We start from the raw sequence: 19,891 nt of genomic DNA, 5'->3' as shown, positions 1-19,891 counted from the left end.
CCAGATGCGTCCACACCCACCGCTCTTCGCCACGCGGACCGGCACCGAACAGCATGTGCCCGGAAAACGGCCGCATGACGAGCGGTCAGAAAGAATCGAGCGCGCTGCTCTCGGCGCTCGCGGGCTTGCCGATCAGCGCCCCGCCCGCCGCCGTCGTGCGGCGAGCCACCGGGCCGAGCTGCTTCGCCCGCTCGGCGGCACAAGCCTCGAGGAAGTCCTCGATGCCGCTGAAATAGGTCTCCCGCTCGTCCACCGTGTCCTGGCGGGAGCGCGGATGCACCTGCGGGCGGCCGCCGTCGGCCCAGTGCCGGATGGCGGCATCCCAGGCCAGGGGATCGCGCGGGTCGAGCAGCAGTGCCTGCGCATCCACCACTTCCCGGTGGGCCGGAATGTCGGAGGCCATCACCGGCACGCCGAGGCGCATGGCCTCGATGAGCGGCAGGCCGAAGCCTTCCGCGTGCGAGGGCATCAGCAGGGCGATCGCCCCCGCGAGCAGGCGCTTCAGCGCCGGACTCGAGAGGCCGGAGGCCACGTGCACGTGCCGGCACATCTGCGGATTGTTGCGCACCGGCTGGAGGATCTCGTCGCACTTCCAGCCGGGCGAGCCGATGATGACGAGGTGCGGCGCCTTCGCCCCGAGCTCGGCCGTGAGCCCGCGCCAGACATTGAACAGCAGCTCGTGGTTCTTGCGCGGCTCGATGGCGCCGCAGATCACGAAATAGGGCACGCCCGCGAGAGCAGGATCGGGCTCGGCCGTGGTGTCGAAGACGCGTGAGAGAGGCAGCGGCTGCGCGAGCGTCATGATGTCGGTGCGCCCGATGCGGGCGAGGGCATCGCGCACGGTGCGCTGGGCGGTCTGCGTCGTCACCAGAAGGCCGGCCGCATGCCGGGCCGTGGAGGCCACCATGGTGGCGTGGTGCCGCACAGAGGAAGGCGACACATATTCCGGCGTGTCGAGCGGGATCACGTCGTGCAGCATGAAGACGGGCGTGACGTCGGGTCGCGCATCCAGCCAGCGCAGGAAGAAGGGCATGGCGAGGCTGATGTGGCCCACATTCACATAGACCGCCCGCTCCGGCACATGGGTGCGCGCGGAATTGCCAAAGGAAAATCCGGTGGCCGCCAGAAGCGAGGTCATCCGCCGCGCCCGCTGCAGCGCGGTCAGCGGCGCGGGCGCCGGAATGGTGGCACTCCCGACACGCTGGCCGGTGAGTTCCGCCACGAGATCGGTCCAGATGGCCGTCTTGTCGCCGCCCTGTCGCTCGGCCCAGAGCTGCTGGAGGCGCACGAGGCCCCGCCGCACGGCGTGGTGGCTGAAGGCGCGGGTTCCATGCAGCGTGGGCATGACGCCAACGCACGGGAAGGAGGACTGGCGGAAGAGGCGGGCGGCGAGCCCGAAGTCCACGCGATCGATGCCGCGCGGGGTCCGGCTGAGCGGGCCGAGAAACAAGCGGGTCACGTCATAGGCGACGGGTACACTCACCATTTCAGATCACCGCCGTCACCCGATGAACATTCCGCAGCGTGATAAGCACCGTTCGACAACGGACGTTGCACGGCACCACAAGAACATTCCGCCACCCCATTTTGTCATTACTGGCAGCATTGTCATCGCGGGGCAACGGCATATTCAGCGCAGGTCGTCGGCGACAGGCGCGGATAGCCTCGCGATCGGTATGTTCATCAGGCAAGCTAAACATTAAGAAAAGCATCCACGCCGGCGGAAATCTGAAAGACGGGGAGGATGGAGGCACCTGCGGATGCATGGTTGCCATGCAGCGCAAATCGTGGCGTGCTCCCGGCCGCTTCATCTTGCCAGAGGGTCCCGCATGTCACGTCCCGCCCAGTCGCCCACCGTCATGATCGACGGCTACAACCTGGGGCTGGAGAAAGGGACCGGCGTTGCCACGTATGCGCGCAACCTGAGCTATGCCTGCCGGGACCTCGGCCTTCGGACGGAAATCCTCTATGGCGCGCCCTTCGGGCCGGGCCGCTCGGAGCTGCTGCGCGAAATCTCCTTCTTCGATCCCTTCAAGCCCAAGAGCCCGCTGGAATCCGCGCTGCGCACGGCGGGCCGGCTGGTGCCGCGGCCCGGCGGCGCGAAGGCGTTCGAAGTGCCGGTTACCGGCGCCGTCATCCTCGGCTCGCAGCGCTCGCGCCTGCCGCATTTCGATCGCATCTGGAATGCGCCGGACGTGTTCGAGACGGCCACGACCCAGTTCGCCGTCACCAACGGCTTCATGAACGTCCGGGGCCTGCCCCGCACCGACATCATGCACTGGACGTATCCGCTGCCACTGACGCTGCCGGGAGCCAGGAACATCTACACGCTGCACGACCTCGTGCCGCTGCGCCTGCCCTACACCACGCTGGACCACAAGGGGCGCTACCTGCGCCTCACCCAGAAGCTGGTTCAGACGGCGGACCATATCGTCACCGTGTCGGAGACCTCGAAGCGCGACATCATCGAGCTGCTGGGCTGCCCGCCGGAGAAGATCACCAACACCTACCAGTCCGCCGAAATCCCGCAGAAATATCTCGACCGGTCCGAGGAAGAGGTGCGGGCGGACATCGAGGGTGCCTTCGGCCTGCCCTACAAGGGCTATTTCCTCTTCTTCGGCGCCATCGAGCCCAAAAAGAACGTTGGCCGCCTCATCGAGGCCTATCTCGGCACGCAGATGGACGCGCCGCTCGTCCTTCTGGGCAATGCGGCCTGGAAGTCCCACGAGGAGCTGCGTCTGCTGAATGACAGCAGCCAGAAATATATCGAGCAGGTGGGCACGCGCACCTTCACACGCGAGCGGGTGCGGCGGCTCGAGTATGCGCCCTTCTCCCTGCTCGTGAGCGTCATCCGCGGCGCGAAGGCGACCGTCTTCCCCTCGCTCTATGAGGGCTTCGGCCTGCCCATCCTCGAGAGCATGCTGCTGGGCACGCCGGTCATCACCTCCGACATCGGGGCGACGGCCGAGATCGCCGGCGATGCCGCGCTGCTGGTGGACCCCTATGATACCGGCAGCATTGCGCGCGCGCTCCGGGCGGTGCATGACGATGCCGATATGCGCGCCGACCTCGCTGCCCGGGGCCGGGCGCGGGCGGAATTCTTCTCGCTCGCCCGCTATGCGGAGCGGGTGCAGGCCATGTACGAACGTCTGGTGTGATGCCGCAACGGAATAAGGGGTTTCTTGCCGTCCTGCTGTCGGACGGTGCGACAGAGCGGGCCCTGGAACGTGCCCCGCTGAGCGCCGCCCGTCGCCGGGGCGCCGAGGGTGTGTCGGCGCGCGCTGGCATGCAACCGGCCCCTCTCTGCGCGCGTCCCGCATGGCCTGAGGAGTGCCGGGCCAGGGCATGAGCGAGAAACGATCATACCTGATGTCGGTGTTCGGAACGCCGTCCGCACTGACACGCTGGATCATCAACGTTTCGGTCGCCATCGCGCGGGAGGTCTCCGCGGACCACACCTTCATCGCCGCCGCCTCGCTCGACGATCTGCGCAATTCGTGGGCGGCCAAGAAGTCGGGGTCCATCATCTTCCACAGCGACTCCCCGCGCGAGGAGCTGCGGCGGATCTTCCTGAAGAACAACTATCCGCTGGTCCTCGTGTCCGAGCCCCTGTGGCGCGTCGCCTGCTACTGCATCACCACGCGGCAGCTCGACCCCATCCTCGCGGCGCGCATCACCACGCAGAGCGCCTGCACGCTGTCGACGCTGCAGGATTGCGCGTTCATCTTTCGTGTGTCGGAAGCCAATTATCCGGACCGGGCCGTCGACCTGATCGAACAGCTCCTCAACTTCTACGGCATCGAGGCGTCCGTCTCGAGCCTGCCGGGCCTGCTCGCCGAAATGCGCCTCGCCGACCGGCCCGACATGTCCGTGGAGGAGAGCCTCAGCCTCCTCTTCCCGGACTATAACCACGATGCGCAATACCCCCGCTCCAGCCTGGCCGAGGACGCGCGCTTCGTACTGTCGCAATACGAGCCGCTCCTGCGCGATCTGGCGCCGGTGGAATTCATCTGGCCGCCCACCGTCTGCTTCAAGTTCGAGCCAGAGATCGCCTATCTGGACGGGTCGGTTGAAATGGTGGGGGCCGCCCGCATCCTCATCGGCGGCCATTCCCTGTGCCTGCCGCAGGGCCGCTGGCGCGCACGGGTGTTCGTCGAGATATCCGAGAACCTGTCAGGCAACAGACTGCGGTCGGACGTCTTTGCGGAAGATCAGGTTTTCGCGACGGTTACCGCTGTTCTGCCAAAGAGCGGGCTTTTTTATTATGACATCGATTTTGAATGCCAAGACCCTTTTTACCCGATCATCATACAGCTTGCGATAACAGAGGGCGCAATCGAAGGGTGGCTGACGCTTAGGGAGATATCGATCGTCAACGTAGACCTCTATCCGCGAAAATCGGGCCGGCCCGTCCAGGCCGCCTGATCTTGAGACCGACGCAAAGCCCCTACAGCTTCATCCTGATTGAGAAGGCGCGAGTACGATGAGTCGCAAAGGTTCCGCCATGAGCCCCGAGATGGTCGAGATACTGCAGCGCCTCTCGCGCCTGAGCGATGCGGTCCAGAAGATCGAGCACATCTACCTGAACACGGAATTCCTGCGGAAACGGGCCGGCACCTATATCGGCGGCAACACGGCGATCACCTATCTCGAGGACGAGACGCCCATCTATGTGAATTCCAACGATTTCGGGCCGCCGGCCAATTTCATCAACGGCGGCATCTATGAAAAAGAAAACCTCGACGTGCTGATGAGCTTCGTCCGGGACGACACCGTCTTTCTGGACATCGGCGCCAACCTTGGCTTCTACAGCCTGAAGGTGGCCCAGCGGAACAAGTTGCATGGAAAGATCCATGCCTTCGAGCCCCATCCGACGCTCGTGCGGCTGGCCCGCGCCAGCTCCTATCTCAACGGGTTCAGCCAACTCGCCGCGGACGATGGCGTCATCGTCGTGCACCAGTGCGCGCTCGGCGATACGAACGGGGAGGTGACGCTCGCCTACCCGGATGGACATCTGGGTGGCGGCGGCATGGCGGCCGCGGCGGCGGGCACGACAGCCGTTGTTACCCCTGTGCATCGTCTCGACGACTTCCTGGGGTCGGATTTCACCTTCGATCTCGCGAAGATCGACGTGGAGGGCTTCGAGCTCGAAGTGCTGCGGGGCATGCAGGGCCTCATCGCGCGGTCGCCGAAGGCGGTGCTGCTGTTCGAGAAGCTCGAACGCGACCGCGGCTATGAGGCCGATATCGAGGCCGTGCTGCGCGGCGCCGGACTGCATTTGTTCGGCATTACGGCGGACAGCCTGCTCTTTCCCATCGCCGACGGCGAACTCTCGGCTTATTCAGGCTATGTGGTTGCGTCGCACGATCCGGATATCGAGCGCAACCGCAATCACTTCCGCATCTATCCCCGCCAGTTCCTGGCGAACGCCGAACGCGTCAAGGAACGCACGCGGGACATGCTCGTCGTGGGCGGTGAGGCCGGCGACATCATTTTCCACGGGCCCTACTGGTATCTGCACCGCGGCATTTATCGCCTGACGCTCGAGGGCACGACCGACGGCATCATCGAGGTCGTCCTCGCGCATCATTTCGGCTATCCGACCACGAGCGTGCTTCTCGGGCCTGACAATCTGACGGCGGACGTGCTGATCGAGACCGACCTGCCGCAGTTCGAACTGGTCTGCCGCCCGAAGAACAACCGGGCGACCGTCAGCCTGAAGAGCATCCGCATCCAGCGCCTGGGGTAGGGCGTCCGGCCCGGCGCCCCCCGGTCCCGATGGCGGCCGGCGCGCAAGGGACAGGTCGGGCCGACCCTATAGCGAGTCGTAGATGCGCAGGGCGAGTTCCAGGTCCTCGAACACGCGACCCCGCCCGTTCTTCAGCACCAGCGCCTTCTTGCAGTAGTTGCGGATGATGTTGGTGTCATGGCTGACGAGGATCATGGAGCAGTGGGCGCGCTTCACGAACATTTCCTCGTGGCACTTGCGCTGGAAGCGCTGGTCGCCGACCGAGATCATCTCGTCCACGAGGAAGCAGTCGAAGTCCACCGCGAGCGACAGGCCGAACATCAGGCGGCTGCGCATGCCCGTGGAATAGGTCTTCACCGGCAGGTTGAGAAGGCGGCCCAGCTCCGCAAACTGGTCCACCCGCGCGACCGCCTCCTGCTCGGGCACGCCATAGAGCCGGGAAATGAAGCGGATATTGTCGAGGCCGCTCATGGTGTGGTCGAAGCCGCCGGCGAAGGCGATGGGCCACGACATGGACATGCCGAACCGCATCTTGCCCTTTGTGGGCTTCTCGACCCCGCCAATGATCTTCATCAGCGTGGACTTGCCCGCACCGTTACGGCCGAGGATGGCGATCTTCTCGCCCCTGGCGATGTCGAAGCTGATACCGTCCAGCACCCGCCGGTTGCCGATGGGTGTGTGATATTCCTTGACGATGCCGTCGAGGGAGATGCCGTCCGGAAGCTCGCCGAGAGCGGGGGGCGGCTGCACGTCTCCCCGCACCATCAGATCCGTCATGCCTGATGATCCAGCGTGTTGGCGATGAAGCTGCGGGCGATCCAGTAGGCACAAAGCGACAGGAAGGCGACGACGAAAATCGCGAGCAGGCGCTTCGGCTGCAACGCCTGGTCCGGCAGGTTCGGCTCCGTCACCTCCTGCAGATAGATGCGTTGCGACTGGGCCTCCTGCCGGGCGCTTTCGAGCGAAGCCGTCGCCACCGCGAGCGCGCGACCCGCGAGATCCCGTTCCAGGATCAGGAGCTCGTAGCCCTGGAGCTTGCTGGCGATGGAATCCGCACCGCCCACCACATTCTTCTGCTGCTTCTGCATCTCCGTCCGGTAGGCGGCGATGCGTTCCCGCAGGGGCGTGATGGCCGGGCTGTCCGGCGCCATCGCCATCTGCTGCGAGAGGGTCGCTTCCAGGCGGGAGATTTCCGTCGTCATCTTGCCGAGGATCGCCAGCGACTGGGTGGACTCCTTTTCCGGGTCCACCACGAGTTGGCTGTTGCGGTAGGCGGCGAGGCGCGCCTCGACGTCGGACAGGCGAAGCTGGGTCTCCTTCACCATGCTTTCCGAGAACTTGACCGCGTCCTCGTTGGAACGAAGGTTGAGCTTGTTGACGAACTTCTCGCCCGCGGCGATCAGGGCCTTGGCCACCGCCTGGGCGTCATCGGCCCGATAGGCCCGCACAACCAGGGTAGAAATGCCGGTGCCGCCGTCCGGCACCACATCCACCATCCGGCGGTAGGCGCGGTAGAACTGCTCCTCGTTCTCCTTGCCGAACCAGCTCGGATAGCGGTTGAACATGTCCGCTTCAGACCGGTCCATCACGTCCCGCAGACCGGCTGTCTTGGCCAGCTCCGCAGCCGCATCGCGGGACAGCATGTATTCGGAGACGGCATAGGTCTCGTCCGCCGCGCGGGACATGGAATCCCCCGGCATCATGGCCGAAAGGCTCCCGGCGACGCTGCGCGCGGACGCGCGGACGAGGAACTTGGCCTCGGACGTGTAGATGTCCGACGCGATCAGCCCGAAATAGAGCAGCGCGGCGAACACCGGCAGGACGAAGAGGCCGAGGAAGAGCCCATGCCGACGCCACCAAGGCTGCACGGCAACGTGCGGGCGGCCCTCGGCGCCAACGTGCTGCGGCAGCGCTTCGGGCGCGATGGGAACCAGCTCGATATGCCGCTGGGGCGCAATCCGCGGCACTGCCGGTTCGGCAACGGCGCGGTCCTCGGAATTACTGGTCTGGACAGGCTGACTCATTGCACGTGCACATGTTTTTCAGCCGCGCGCACCATGGCCAGACCGACAGCGGTGAGGATGGTGCAGACGAGGCTCATGTAGCCGAAGCTGAACTTGGCGCCGACCATGTCGCCGAACAGCCCGCCCCGGAACATTTCGAACGGATGCACCAGCGGCGACCAGACCAGAACTGCCTGCGCCTTTTCCGGCATCCATTCCAGCATGTAGAAGGCGCCCGTCGCCGGAATGCTCACATACATGACGGGCGGGATAAACCGGCTCACGGCTTCGCTGAATTCCGACAACGCGGCGATGATCATCCCGAAACCGAGGCCAAGCCACGTGATCATGGCCCAGCCGCCGAGCAGCAGCAGCGGGTCGTGAATGGGCGGAACGAGATCGGCCATATAAAGCGGAATGTAGGCGATGAAGAAAGCCGACAGCCCGCCGAGGCTTTCCAGGATCACGTTGCCGCACAGATTGTCGAGCATGCGCACGTTGCGATGGAACATCAGGCCGGCGCCGTGGCCCATTGCGTGCGCCATGTGCCCGACGATATGGCGCCAGAGGGTGAGCATGGTGTAGCCGGTCAGAACGAACGGCACGAGCCCAACGCCATGCCCGTGGTCCATTCCCGCCATGGACCACATCGCCATGACGCCGCATGTCATCAGCAGCGGCTCGCCCATCAACCAGAAGAAGCCGAGGTTCTCATGGCCGTAGCGGGACAAAGCGCCCCGCAGCATCAGGGCCATAACCACGCGGGTCTGCACCAGGAAGGCAGCGCCGAAGGGGCGGCGCGTGCCGGTCTCCGGCTGTGGCACCTCGGCGAACGCGCGCAGCCTTTCGACCAGCGTCATTGCGTGTGCTCCCCGTAGCCGACGGACACGATCCAGATGACCGCAAAGATGGCGAAGCCGAACACGAGAACGGCCATCACCGACCGGAACCGCCTGGGCTCCGTGGATTCATCCGGCAGGTTGGGCTCCACCACCTCTTCCACATAGATGTGCTGGCGGCGCGCTTCCTGGCGGGCCACGTCAAGCGCGTTCATGGCGTTGGAGAGGCTCTTGTCCGCCAGGTCGCGCCGCAGGGCGAGCTGCTCATAGGTGGCGATCTTGTTGGCCAGCGAATTGTCGCCGCCCGCCATCTTGGCCCGCTCCACCCGGACGCGTTCCTCCAGTGCTGCGATCTTGGCGCGCTGGGTGGGGATCTGGGGACTGTTGGGCGATGTCGTCAGCATCTGCTTCAGCTCGGCCTGCGCGAAGGACAGGTCGGTGGAGAGATTGCCGATGGTCTCGATGAGCGAGAAGGTGGATTTGGAGGGATCGACGATGATCTCCTTGTTGCGGAAGGCGGTGAGTTCGCCCTGCGCCTTGATCACCGTCTCCATGGCGAAATTCACCTCGCGCTGCGCCGAGCCCATGGCATCGCGCTGCGCGCGCTCGTTCATGCGGTTGACCATGCCTTCCGCAAGCTTGAGCAGCGTCTTCGACAGGAGCAGGGAATCCTCCGGCCGGAAGGTCACCACCTTCAGCTCCAGGATGCCCTTGGTGCTGTCCTCCACCACCGAGACGCGGTTTGAGAAATAGTCAAAGAGGGACTCGGTCGTGTCCCGCCGCCAGAAATAGGGATAGCTGGACCACCAGTCCGCTTCCGGGCGCTGGAAGATGGCCTTCACATCCACGCCAGCGTCGATGACGCCCTGCAGGGCATCGCGCGATTGCAGATATTGCTGGATCACGTTGGCATCATCCACCGTCTTGGAAATGCCGAAGGTGCGGAACAGCATGTCGAGGCCGGTGGCCCGCTGCGAGGAGACGCTGCGGACGATGAACTTCACCTCGGAGACATAGCGGGGCGCTGCCAGAAGCCCGTAGAACACCGTCGCGAGAAGGGTCGGCGCCACCACGAGCAGGCAGAAACCGATGCGCGCCAGATGCTTGCGCCAGGTGAGAGCCGCCAGATAGGCCTCGGCCGCGCGACCCACCCCCGGCGGCGGCTTCGCACCGGACAGGAGGTTGGTCACGATCGCCGGCAGGGATCGTTCTGTCACGCTCATCCTTCAGCCTGTCTCCGCCGGCACCTGCCGCCTTTTTAGCAGATTGATGCACCGCCCGCACGCGAGGGCGGGACGGTGGCCAATCCCATGGGATTGCAGCAATCTTGAGGACAGACCCTTTCCGTTTCGGAAATCTCCTGCCGCTCCGGATCGAATTCCCTACCCGCCCACGCGAAAGCGCAGCCCTTTCATTCCGAGGCGCCGGACAAAGGCCGGAACCAGCAGGGAGAGGCGCGAGCTCCAGTAGAGCGTGAAGGGAAAGCCGGAGACGGCGGCATCACGTTCCAGTGCGCCGAGGATGCGGGCGGCGGCGTCATCGGCGGTGATCTCCCCCGGCCGGTGGCCGAGATGCTGGGCGCTCATGGCGCTCGTCACATAGCCTGGGCAGGCAACACAGACCGAGATGCCCTCCCCGTGCAGCGCCTCGCGCAGGGCAAGGCCGTAGGAGAGGAGGCCCGCCTTGGCGGCGGAATAGGCGGGCGCATCGGGTAAGGGGGCGAAAGCTGCGAGCGAGGCAATCAGCAGCAGCCGGCCCTTCCGCCGCGCCCGCATGCCGGGCAGCACCATGTGCAGGGCATCGACGGTCGCGAGCAGGTTGGTGTCGAGCACCCGATGGGCGGCCGCGCCACTCTCGACGGTCTCGCCATCGCGCCGGCCGTCGAGGATACCGGCATTGGCGATGAAGAGCCCAACCGGCTCGCCCAAACCATCGAGAAACGCTTCAAGCGCAGGCCGGTCGCACACGTCGAGCGCGCCAGTCACGCAGTGCGCGCCGCGGGCGCGGCAGTCCTGAGCCACACTTTCGAGCCGTTCGGCATTGCGGCCGACAAGCGCAAGCGCGGCACCCGGCTTTGCGAGGGCACGGGCCAGAGCTGCGCCGATCCCGCTGGAGGCGCCGGTGATGACCGTCAGTTCGGCTGCCATGCCCGGCCCTTCCGCCGCTATTTCATCAGGTCCGCGACCTTGGCGACGGAGACGCCCTCCGCATCGAGCCGCGCGATCTCCTCGGTGACGGCCGCGACCGCCGTGTCGATGTCCTCCGCAGTATGGGAGGCGGAGATGAAGAAGCGCAGACGGGCGGACTTTTCCGGCACGCCGGGCGGGATGATGGGGAAGGCGTTGATGCCCCGCTCCAGCAGGCGCCCCGCCAGCATCACCGTGCGCAGGCTGTCGCCCAGCACCACCGGGCTCACCGCATAGCCCCAGCTGTCGCCCGTATCGAGCCCGGCCGCGCGGGCCTTCTCCAGGAAGCGCTGGCCGTTGGCCTGAAGCCGCGCCACCCGCTCCGGCTCGCGCCGCATGATGCGCAGCGCGGTCATGGAGCCGATGGAGGTGGTTGCCGGCAGGCCCACGGAATAGACCATGCCGGGCGCCTGAAACTTCAGATAGGTGATGAGATCGGACGAGCCGGCGATATAGCCGCCGCAGCCCACCAGCGTCTTGGAGAGCGTGCCCATCCAGATGTCGATGCCGCGCGGGTCGACGCCCTGCTGCTCGAAGATGCCGCGCCCCGTGGCGCCGAGCACGCCCAGCGAGTGGGCCTCGTCCATCATCAGCCACGCACCCCAGCGGGTCTTGATGTCCACGAGGCGGGCGAGGTCCGGCCCGTCGCCATCCATGGAGAAGAGGCCCTCGGTCACGATCAGGCAGCGTTCGTGCTTGTCGCGGGCCGTCTCGAGAATGGCTTCCAGCGCGTCGAGATCGTTGTGCGGGAAGATGCGGCGGTTGGCCTTGGAGAGCTCGGCCCCCACCACGATGGAATTGTGCGCCAGCGCGTCATGGATCACGAGATCCTTCGGCGTCAGTAAGGCCGCGATGGTCGAGACATTGGTGGCATGGCCACCGACGAAGACGAGCGCGTCCTCGGTCTCGTACAGGGCGGCCAACTCCGCCTCGAACTGCTGGTGGAAGGGCCGCTCGCCCGCCGTCAGCCGGCTGGCCGAGACGCTGGTGCCCCATTCGGCGGCCGCTTCCGCCACCGCCGCCGTGATCTCGGGATGGCCGTTGAGGCCGAGATAGTCATAGGAGGCGAAGTTGATCACCGGCCGGTTGCCGATGATGGACTGCGCCCCAGCCCGCGTGGCGTGGGTCTGGTAGAAGGGATTGCTGAGGCCCAGCAGGTCCGCCGCCGCGCGCTGGGTCTTCAGCATCTTGAAGCCCGGCAGCGTCTCGAACGAAACATCCCGCACCGGCGCCGCCACGGCCGCCGTGCGCGCCGGCTGGGGCGCGGCGGTGCGGCGCATGGAGGAAAGGAAGGCGCTGCGCTCGGTGTCGGACAGACGGCCCGCGTCCGCTTTCTTCGTCACATCACCCTCGTCACTTGGTCGCGGCGGCTGGCGAGGCGCTCGCCCACGTCGGAGAAGTCGGCCTCGTCACCGCCATGCATGGAGATGAGCCGGCGGTCGTCGGCGTCAATCTCTTCCGCCGCCTGCGGCGCGCGCAGCGATTGCAGCAGGCGTCGGCTCAGTTCCCGCACATTGGGAACCGAAGTGATGGCGACGAGCGGGAGATTGACCCCGAATTCGTGCTCGATGCTCATGCTGAGTTCGAGCGCCATCAGCGAATCCATGCCCATTTCGGCGAAGGGCCGGTCGAGATCCACATCCTGGGCGGAGAGGCGCAGGATGCGGGCGATGCGGGCGGCGATGAGTTCGCCCAGCACCTTCTGGGCCTCGGTGTCGCTCTTGCCGGCGAGCAGGCTCGCCAGATCCAGCTCCACCGCCTCGCCCGCGCCGCCCTCTTCCGCGAACACGTCGGCGAAGGCGGGTGTCGAGAGAATGGGCAGGTCGCGCATGAGGCCCGCGCGCTGCCAGCGCGCGCAATAGACCACCGGTTCGGTCAAGGCGTCGCCCGCTGCCAGCAGCCGGCCGAGCCGGCCGAGGGCCTCGGCGGAGGCCATGCCGGTCATGCCGGTGATGCGCTCCAGCTGCTCCGCCGTGGACTGGTCGCGGGTCAGCACGCCTGCATCCGCAATGGCCCCCCAGCCCACCGCGAGCGCGGGCAGGCCTTCGGCGCGGCGGCGGCGGGCAAGGCCTTCCAGATAAGCATTGGCCGCCACATAGGCACCCTGCCCCGGATTGCCGATCAGTGCCGAGACGGAGGAGAACATCACGAACTGGCGCACCGGCTGGCCGCGGGTCGCGGCGTCGAGATGCCGGGCTCCGTCCACCTTGGGCGCGAGCACCCGGTCGAGGGCGTCGGCATCGATGGTACGGATCAGGCCGTCCTGAAGCACCATGGCCGTGTGATAGACGCCGCCGATGGGGCCGTGGGCGGCCACCACCCGCCCGATCAGCGCGTCCACGGACGCCCGGTCGCTCGCGTCCACCTGCTCCACGGCAAAGGTCACGCCCCGCTGGCGCAGCGCTTCGACGCGGGCGATGTCGGTCTCGTCCAGTGCCCCGCGCCGGGACGCCACGACGATTGTCCGCGCGCCCTGATCCGCAAGCCACAGCGCCGTCTCAAGGCCGAAGCCACCGGCGCCACCCACCACAAGCTGCACGCCCTCGGGCGCGAAGGCGGCGGGTGCGGAGACGGGCGCACGAACGTCCGCCGGAGCCGGCGGGCGCACCACGATCTTGCCCACATGCCCGGCCGACTGCATGAGCCGGAAGGCTTCCCCGATGCCGTCAGCCCCGAAGGCGCGATAGGGCAGCGGGGCATAGTCGCCGCGATCGAAACCCCGCGCGAGATCCTTCAGGCCCTTGGCGACGAGCTTCGGGTCATGGGCGAGCAACTGGTCGAGATCGACGCCGAAATAGGTGAGGTTGCGGCGGAAGGGGCGCAGGCCCAGCTCGGTATTGGCCACATAGTCGCGCTTGCCCAGCTCCACGAAGCGCCCGAAGGGCTTCAGGCACTTGAGGCTGGCGCGCATGGCCTCGCCGCTCAGGCTGTTCAGCGCCACATCCACGCCGCCATGGGCGGTGCGGATGGCGTCCGCGAAGGCCAGGGAGCGCGAATCATGCACCTCCTGCGCACCGAACAGCTCCACCAGTGCCCTCTTGTCGGGCGTGGACACGGTGGCGATGACGCGGGCGCCCCGCGCCTTGGCGATCTGGATGGCCGCGAGACCCACGCCGCCCGCCGCGCCATGGATGAGCACGCTCTCGCCGCGCTTCAGCTTGGCGAGTTCCACGAGGCCATACCAGGCGGTGAGGAAGGCGACGGGAATGCTCGCCGCGCTCTCCGCCGTGGTGCCGGCGGGCAGCGGCATGAACACCCGGCGCGGCGCCGTCACATGGCTGGAGAAGGCGTTGCTGGCAAAGCCCACCACTTCGTCGCCGGGCTTGAGATCGGTCACGCCCGCGCCCACGCGCGCCACCCGGCCCGCGCATTCAAAGCCGAACACCGCGCCCGCCATGCCGTCATCGAGCACGTCGTCGTCCAGCAGGCCCATGGCCAGCATCACGTCGCGGAAATTGAGGCCGGCGGCCTCGACTTCCACTTCCACGTCCATGCGGCCCGGCGCCGTGCGCGGCTTCTGCACCCAGGCGAAATGATCGAGCGCGCCGCGACGGGGGAAGTGGAGCGTCAGGCCCGCCTCGTCCGGCAAAGCTTCGGTGGCCTGCGGCACGCCCCGCCGCACGCGCAGCACCTCGGCGCCCTCGGCGTCGAACAGGACTTCCCGCTCGATGCCCGGCGCGGCGATGAGACCGGCGACGCGCGCGGCGGCCTCCGCCTCTGGCAGGCCCGGCGCGACATCCACGAGGCGGATGTCCACGTCCGCATACTCATTGGTGGCCACACGGGCGAAGCCCCAGAGGGCGTCGGCCACGGGATCGAGCGGGGCGGTGTGCGCGCCCCGCACCACCAGCCACAGGCGGGGCTTCGCCGCCCCTTCCGGCTGATCGGCCAGCAGGCGGGCGAGCCGCAGCACACTGTCCTCGATGCGGGCACGGTCGTTCGCCCCTGCCCCATCCGCCAGCAGCACGAGGTCCGCATCGCTGGGCGCGAGGCTCGCCGCCACGCCGGCGCTCTCCAGCACCACGCCCCGCGCGGCGAAGGCGCCCGTGAGTGCATTGGCCAGCAGGCTAGCGTCGGACTCAAGGAGACGCACGGTGCGCCCAGTGGCAGCCCCGGCCTCGACGTCCGGCGCCTGCGCAACGAGAAGCGCGCCGCCATCGGCCAGTTCCACCGTCTCCACCCGGCGGCAGCCGGCGGCGAGAAGGCTGGAGCGGGTCTCGTCCGTGGACGGCATGCGGCCGACCGGGAAGGCCGGATCGGCGGAACGGGCGAACCAGTCCGCCTCCGTGCCGAGCAGGAAGTCCACCACCGCATCCGGCGCGGGCTGGGCGACGGCAAGCGCGCCGCCCGCCTTCACCTGCGTGGCGAGGCGGCCGAGCAGGGTGGCGCTGTCCTCTCCGCTGAGCCGCCAGCCGGCGACGAGCGCGAGATCGAAGCCGGCGGGCGTACCCTCGGCGGCGTCCAGCAGCAGCATTTCCACCGGCACGCTCGCCGGAAGGCGGCGCTCCAGACGCTCCAGCCGGGCGGCATCAAGGCCGCCGACCGTGAGCCGGACGCGACCGGACCGGGCGAGCGGCAGCAGGGCCGCCACGAGGCCCCGCCCATCGGGCTCGGCAATGAGGATGCGCGGCGTCTCGTCCTTGGCCACCGCCTCGGCAGCGCGCACCAGCGCTTCGGCGGCGGAGCTGAGGAGCACGCTCTGGGCGGCGAATTGCTCCAGCACCTCGGGGCGGTGAGCGACGGGAGTGACGGTGGCGAGGAATTCGTCCAGCGCCCCGGCCATGCGGGTCGCCAGCAGCAGGTCGGCGGATGCGCCGGCATAATCGGCCGCCAGCGTGCGCAGGATGCGCGCGGGCTCGGGCAGGCCGCTTTCGGCCACGAGGCGCACGCCCTCGCCGTCCACCGTCGCCAGTTCCGCGAGGATCAGTTCCTCGGCCAGCATGGCGGCATAGGCGCGGGCCGGGGCCGCGAGGCGGCCCGTGAGGGCCAGCGCCTGCCAGTCGATGAAGCCGTCCGCATCGGCAAGCCGGCTGAGGCTGCGATGAGCGGCGGCGCGCAGCACGGCGCGCAGCATGAGCGGGGCGTCGGAGGGCGGGGCATCGGCCTTAACGCCAGCCAGCACCTCGCCCACCACATCGCGAACGGCGCCGCTGCGGGCGGTGCGGTGGCGTTCCACATAGAGGAAGCCGTCATCGGGATCGGTGCGCGAGAGCACCACCGATTTCAGCAGCGCGTCTTCCACCTCGGCCACCACCGCGCCGTCCGCATCCTTGAGCAGGATGTGGACCTTCAGCGAATGGTCCGTGTGCCGGTCCACCGTGATGGTGGCGGCGGTGACGACGGGATGGTCGCGGAACAGCGCAAGCCGCCCCAGCCGGATCGGCAGATAGGTGCGCCGGACGCCCGGCTCCATTTCGATGAGCAGGAACAGGCCGTGGAGCGCGGCATCGAGGCTCGCCGGATGCAGCAGCTGGGGGCGGGTGAAGGCGCCCGTGCCCGCGTCCGCCGGCTTCAGCTCCACCTCGATGGTCTTGGCATCCCGCTTGATGGACTTCGCCAGCCGGAAGGCCGGACCATAGCCGAGGCCGCACGCCTCGGTGCGGGCGTAGATCTCGTCGGCGCTTGCGCGGATCAGGCGGCCACGGGGCTTTGCCGGCGTGCGCGGCGCATGGGCCACGTCCACCAGACGGCCGCGGGCGTGCAGCGTCCATTCGTCGGCGCCGAAGCGCGGGCGGCTGAACAGCTCCACATCACCGGTCGCGGCCGCATAGCGCACGGAAATCTCGCGCATGGCCTGCGGGGCCAGCACGAGGGGCTGGAAGATGTCGCAGTCCTCGACGCCCAGAGGCCCCTCGGGCCGAAGCTCGCGGGCCACCGCCAGCACCATCTCGACGATGGCGGCGCCGGGCACCACCACCTCGCCACCCACCACATGGTCGGCGAGATAAGGCACCACCTCATAATCGAGGAAGGTGCGCCATTCAGGCATGCCTTCCGCCAGCCGGCCGCCGATCAGCGGATGGCGCGGGGCCGCGCCGCCGAACAGGTCGAGCGCCGCCGTGGTGCCCTGAAAATGATAGGTGGTGCGCTGCCAGGGATAGGTGGGCAGCGGCAGGGTGCGGTCCACCGCGCCCACAGGCGCGGGCGGCAGCGGGGCGCCATTGGCGCGAGCGTTGGCCACCACCCAGAGCACGGGATCGCGGCGCGGCTCGCGGTCGTCCGCTTCCGTGAAGCTCGGCAGGACGGCGGCCACCGCGCCCTTTTCCTTCAGCGTCTCGGTGATGGGCGAGGTGAGGATGGGGCGCGGGCCCATTTCCACGAACAGCGTCGCGCCCATGCCCGCCGCCGCCTCGATGGCGTCGCGGAAGAGCACGGGGGCGCGCACGTTGCGCCACCAGTAATCCTCGCCCAGCAGATCGGCGCCGATAGGCGCGCCGGTGACGGTGGAGATCATCGCCGTCGTCGCCGGCCGCGCGCGGACGCTGCCGGCGGCGGTGCGGAAGGCGGTCTCCGTGTCGTCGAGGAAGCGGGAATGGAAGGGATATTCCATGTCCAGCGTGCGGCTAGCGATGCGCTGGCGGCGCGCCTCCTTGGTGGCGCGCTTCAGCGCGTCCGTCGCGCCGGAGAGGGTGATGGAGGCCGGGCCGTTGTCGGCGGCGATCTCGAGTTCCGCGCGGCCGAAGCCGTCGAGGAAGGTTTCCATGCGCTCGCGCGTCGCCGCGAACACCGCCATGAGGCCGCGCCCGCGCGCGCCTTCCTGGCTGGTGGCGCGGGCGTGGATGATGCGTGCGGCCTGAAGCAGGTCGATGGCACCGGCCGCTTCCGCCGCCGCCACCTCGCCGATGCTGTGGCCGAGCACCATGTCCGGCTTGAGCCCCTCCGCCACCAGAGCGGCGGAGAGCGCCGCCTGCACGGCGAACATGAGCGGCTGGATCACTGACGCCAGACCAATGCGCGCGTCGAGATCGGAGGCGAACATGTCCTCCTTCACGCCGCCGGCGCCGATGGCCTTGAAGGCGGCGTCGATCTCGTCGAAGCGCTGGCGGAAGGCGGCGTTGCGCAGATAAGCGGTGCGGCCCATGCCCACCGCCTGGGCGCCATTGCCGGAATAGACGAAGCACACCTTGGGCGCGCCGGCCGGGGCGGCGCCCGTGGCCACGGCCTTCGAGGTGCCGGTCTCGGCCAGTTCCTTCAAGCCGGCCGCCACCACGTCCGCCGCGTCCAACACGGCGACAGCACGGTAGCGCTGCGTCTCGCGCCCGCCCGCGACGGCGGCGGCGAGACGCTCGGGGTCGATCCCGTTCGAGAGTGCATCCGCATAGGCGCCGGCGGCGGCGCGCAGGGCGTCGGCCGTGGCGGCGGAGATCACCAGATGCTGCGGCGCCTCCGCCTGCGGCTCGGCCTTGGGCACAGCCGGAGGCGCGCTCGCAAGAATGATATGCGCGTTGGTGCCGCCGAAGCCGAAGGACGACACGCCCGCATGAAGCACCGGCGCAGAGCGGTCGAGCGCCACTGCCTCGCGAGCCGGAAGAAGGTTGAGGTCCGCGAAATCGATGAGCGGGTTCAGTTCATCGAGATGCAGCGAGGGCGGCAGCTCGCGCGTCTCCAGCGCCTGCACCGCCTTGAGGATGCCCGCCACGCCGGACGCCGGCTCCAGATGGCCGATGTTGGACTTCACCGAACCGATGGGCAGCGGCGCCGCGCGCCCCCGGCCGAGCACGGACCCGATGGCGGTCGCCTCCACCGGATCGCCGATGCGCGTGCCGGTGCCGTGGGCTTCCACGAAGGCAATGTCGTCCGGCCGCAGCCGCGCCTCGCCATAAAGGCGCTCCAAGAGCGCCCGCTGGCCCTCGACGCCCGGCAAGGCGATGCCCGAGGTGCGGCCGTCGGAATTGACGCCGCCCGCCACCGCCAGCGCGCGGATGGAGCCGGGCGCGGCAAGATCGGACCGCCGCAGCACGAAGGCCACCGCGCCTTCCGAGCGCACATAGCCGTCTCCCGCCGCCGAGAAGGGCCGGCACAGGCCCGTGGGCGAGAGCATGGAGGCGCGGGAGAAGCCGATATAGGAGGCGGGTGTCAGCAGCATGTTGACGCCGGCGACCACCGCCGTGTCGATGCGCCCGGCCCTCAGGTCCGACAGCGCCTGCGCGAAAGCGACGAGCGAGGACGAGCAGGCGGTATCCACCGTGAAGCTCGGCCCGTGCAAGTCGAAGGCGTAGGAAATGCGGTTCGACACCACCGAGAGGGTGTTGCCGGTCATGAAGTGGCTCTCGATGGCCGCCGGGTCCGAGGCCAGGAGATTGCCGTGATCGAGGCTGGACGCGCCCACATAGACGCCGACCTCGGTGCCGGCGAGGCTGGAGGGCGCGATCCGCGCATCTTCCAGCGCCTCCCACACCACTTCCAGCAGCAGGCGCTGCTGCGGGTCCATCTGCGCCGCCTCGCGGGGCGACATGCCGAACACCGTGGGGTCGAAATCGAACGGCGCTTCAAGGAAGCCGCCGGCGAAGGAATAGCTGAAGCCGGGCTCGCTGGCGCGCGGATGCAGGAAGCGCTCGACGCTCCAGCGGCCGACCGGTGCCGGCTGCACGGCGCACACGCCATCCTTCAGCAACCGGCGGAAGGCTGCCTCGTTGGGCGCCCCGGGCAGGCGGCAGGCCGCCCCGATGATTGCGGTGCTGGTTGTGCCAGCCGGGTTTTCCCGGAGAGGTCCCTTAAACCGCAATGCGCCCACCCGTCATCAAAGCCACCGAACCCTCGCGCCCCCGCACGGGACGATTCGCGTTATCACAAGGCGTCAGGGGGTGGGTCAATATGAAGCCGAAACCCCGCAAGCTCTGCATTTTGCACCGCACGCCTTGTGGGGACATTAGCTCGAAAACCAGAGATTGTGGATTCGATCAACCCGGCTATCGGCGGATGCGCCCAATCTTCCCTAGCGGCATTTGCGCCCTCAAGGCATTACTTTGATACCATACAAGATCGTAACCGGAAGTGGACTTGCCCCGCGCCAGCGTCCGGCGGCGCTGTCGGAGGCGGTGGGTCCAGGGCAACGGGAGGGCACGACCTTCCGTTAACGATGCGCACCTTTTGCCATTGCCCAAAGGTGTGGCA

11 protein-coding genes are annotated in these 19,891 nt (G+C 67.9%); 3 read left to right on the top strand and 8 right to left on the bottom strand.

Translation table 11 applies throughout. The features are described from left to right. Positions 1–85: 85 nt before the first annotated feature. Positions 86–1,486 (bottom strand): glycosyltransferase family 1 protein, encoded by a 1,401-nt coding sequence (locus DFO45_RS20035; protein ID WP_012168578.1) that lies wholly within the window; start codon positions 1,484–1,486, stop codon positions 86–88. Positions 1,487–1,829: 343 nt separating this feature from the next. Between DFO45_RS20035 and DFO45_RS20030 the strand changes: the two genes are divergently transcribed. The 3 genes from DFO45_RS20030 (at position 1,830) to DFO45_RS20020 (ending at position 5,749) form a co-directional block, all read left to right on the top strand. Then, entirely contained in the window at positions 1,830–3,158 is a 1,329-nt protein-coding gene (locus DFO45_RS20030; RefSeq protein ID WP_245518191.1) for a glycosyltransferase family 1 protein, read from the top strand. A gap of 187 nt (positions 3,159–3,345) precedes the next feature. Then, a complete protein-coding gene (locus DFO45_RS20025) occupies positions 3,346–4,425 on the top strand; it encodes a hypothetical protein (protein ID WP_133866230.1) in 1,080 nt (359 codons plus the stop codon). A gap of 91 nt (positions 4,426–4,516) precedes the next feature. Further along, entirely contained in the window at positions 4,517–5,749 is a 1,233-nt protein-coding gene (locus tag DFO45_RS20020; RefSeq protein WP_166657194.1) for an FkbM family methyltransferase, read from the top strand. Between the two features lie 66 nt (positions 5,750–5,815). Here DFO45_RS20020 and DFO45_RS20015 read toward each other — a convergent pair whose 3' ends face one another. The 7 genes from DFO45_RS20015 to DFO45_RS19985 form a co-directional block, all read right to left on the bottom strand. Further along, a complete protein-coding gene (locus tag DFO45_RS20015; protein ID WP_245518190.1) occupies positions 5,816–6,526 on the bottom strand; it encodes an ABC transporter ATP-binding protein in 711 nt (236 codons plus the stop codon). Then, positions 6,523–7,773, bottom strand: a complete 1,251-nt coding sequence (locus DFO45_RS20010) for a hypothetical protein (RefSeq protein ID WP_133866228.1) — start codon at positions 7,771–7,773, stop codon at positions 6,523–6,525. Before DFO45_RS20010 ends, DFO45_RS20015 begins: the two co-directional genes overlap by 4 nt. Continuing rightward, positions 7,770–8,612, bottom strand: a complete 843-nt coding sequence (locus tag DFO45_RS20005) for an ABC transporter permease (RefSeq protein WP_012168571.1) — start codon at positions 8,610–8,612, stop codon at positions 7,770–7,772. Before DFO45_RS20005 ends, DFO45_RS20010 begins: the two co-directional genes overlap by 4 nt. Continuing rightward, positions 8,609–9,814: a WcbD protein gene (locus DFO45_RS20000; RefSeq protein ID WP_012168570.1), complete on the bottom strand. Its 1,206-nt coding sequence runs from the start codon at positions 9,812–9,814 to the stop codon at positions 8,609–8,611. The genes DFO45_RS20005 and DFO45_RS20000 overlap by 4 nt, the downstream gene beginning before the upstream one ends. A 159-nt stretch (positions 9,815–9,973) precedes the next feature. Beyond that, positions 9,974–10,738, bottom strand: a complete 765-nt coding sequence (locus tag DFO45_RS19995; RefSeq protein ID WP_133866227.1) for an SDR family NAD(P)-dependent oxidoreductase — start codon at positions 10,736–10,738, stop codon at positions 9,974–9,976. 17 nt (positions 10,739–10,755) lie between these two features. Then, positions 10,756–12,120: an aminotransferase class I/II-fold pyridoxal phosphate-dependent enzyme gene (locus tag DFO45_RS19990; protein ID WP_245518189.1), complete on the bottom strand. Its 1,365-nt coding sequence runs from the start codon at positions 12,118–12,120 to the stop codon at positions 10,756–10,758. After that, positions 12,117–19,511: a type I polyketide synthase gene (locus tag DFO45_RS19985; protein ID WP_133866226.1), complete on the bottom strand. Its 7,395-nt coding sequence runs from the start codon at positions 19,509–19,511 to the stop codon at positions 12,117–12,119. The genes DFO45_RS19990 and DFO45_RS19985 overlap by 4 nt, the downstream gene beginning before the upstream one ends. Positions 19,512–19,891 lie beyond the last annotated feature (380 nt).

The organism is Azorhizobium sp. AG788 (assembly GCF_004364705.1).
Taxonomy (GTDB): domain Bacteria; phylum Pseudomonadota; class Alphaproteobacteria; order Rhizobiales; family Xanthobacteraceae; genus Azorhizobium; species Azorhizobium caulinodans.
Note: the sequence above shows the minus strand (reverse complement) of the source record. Positions and strands in the feature narration are given on the sequence as shown.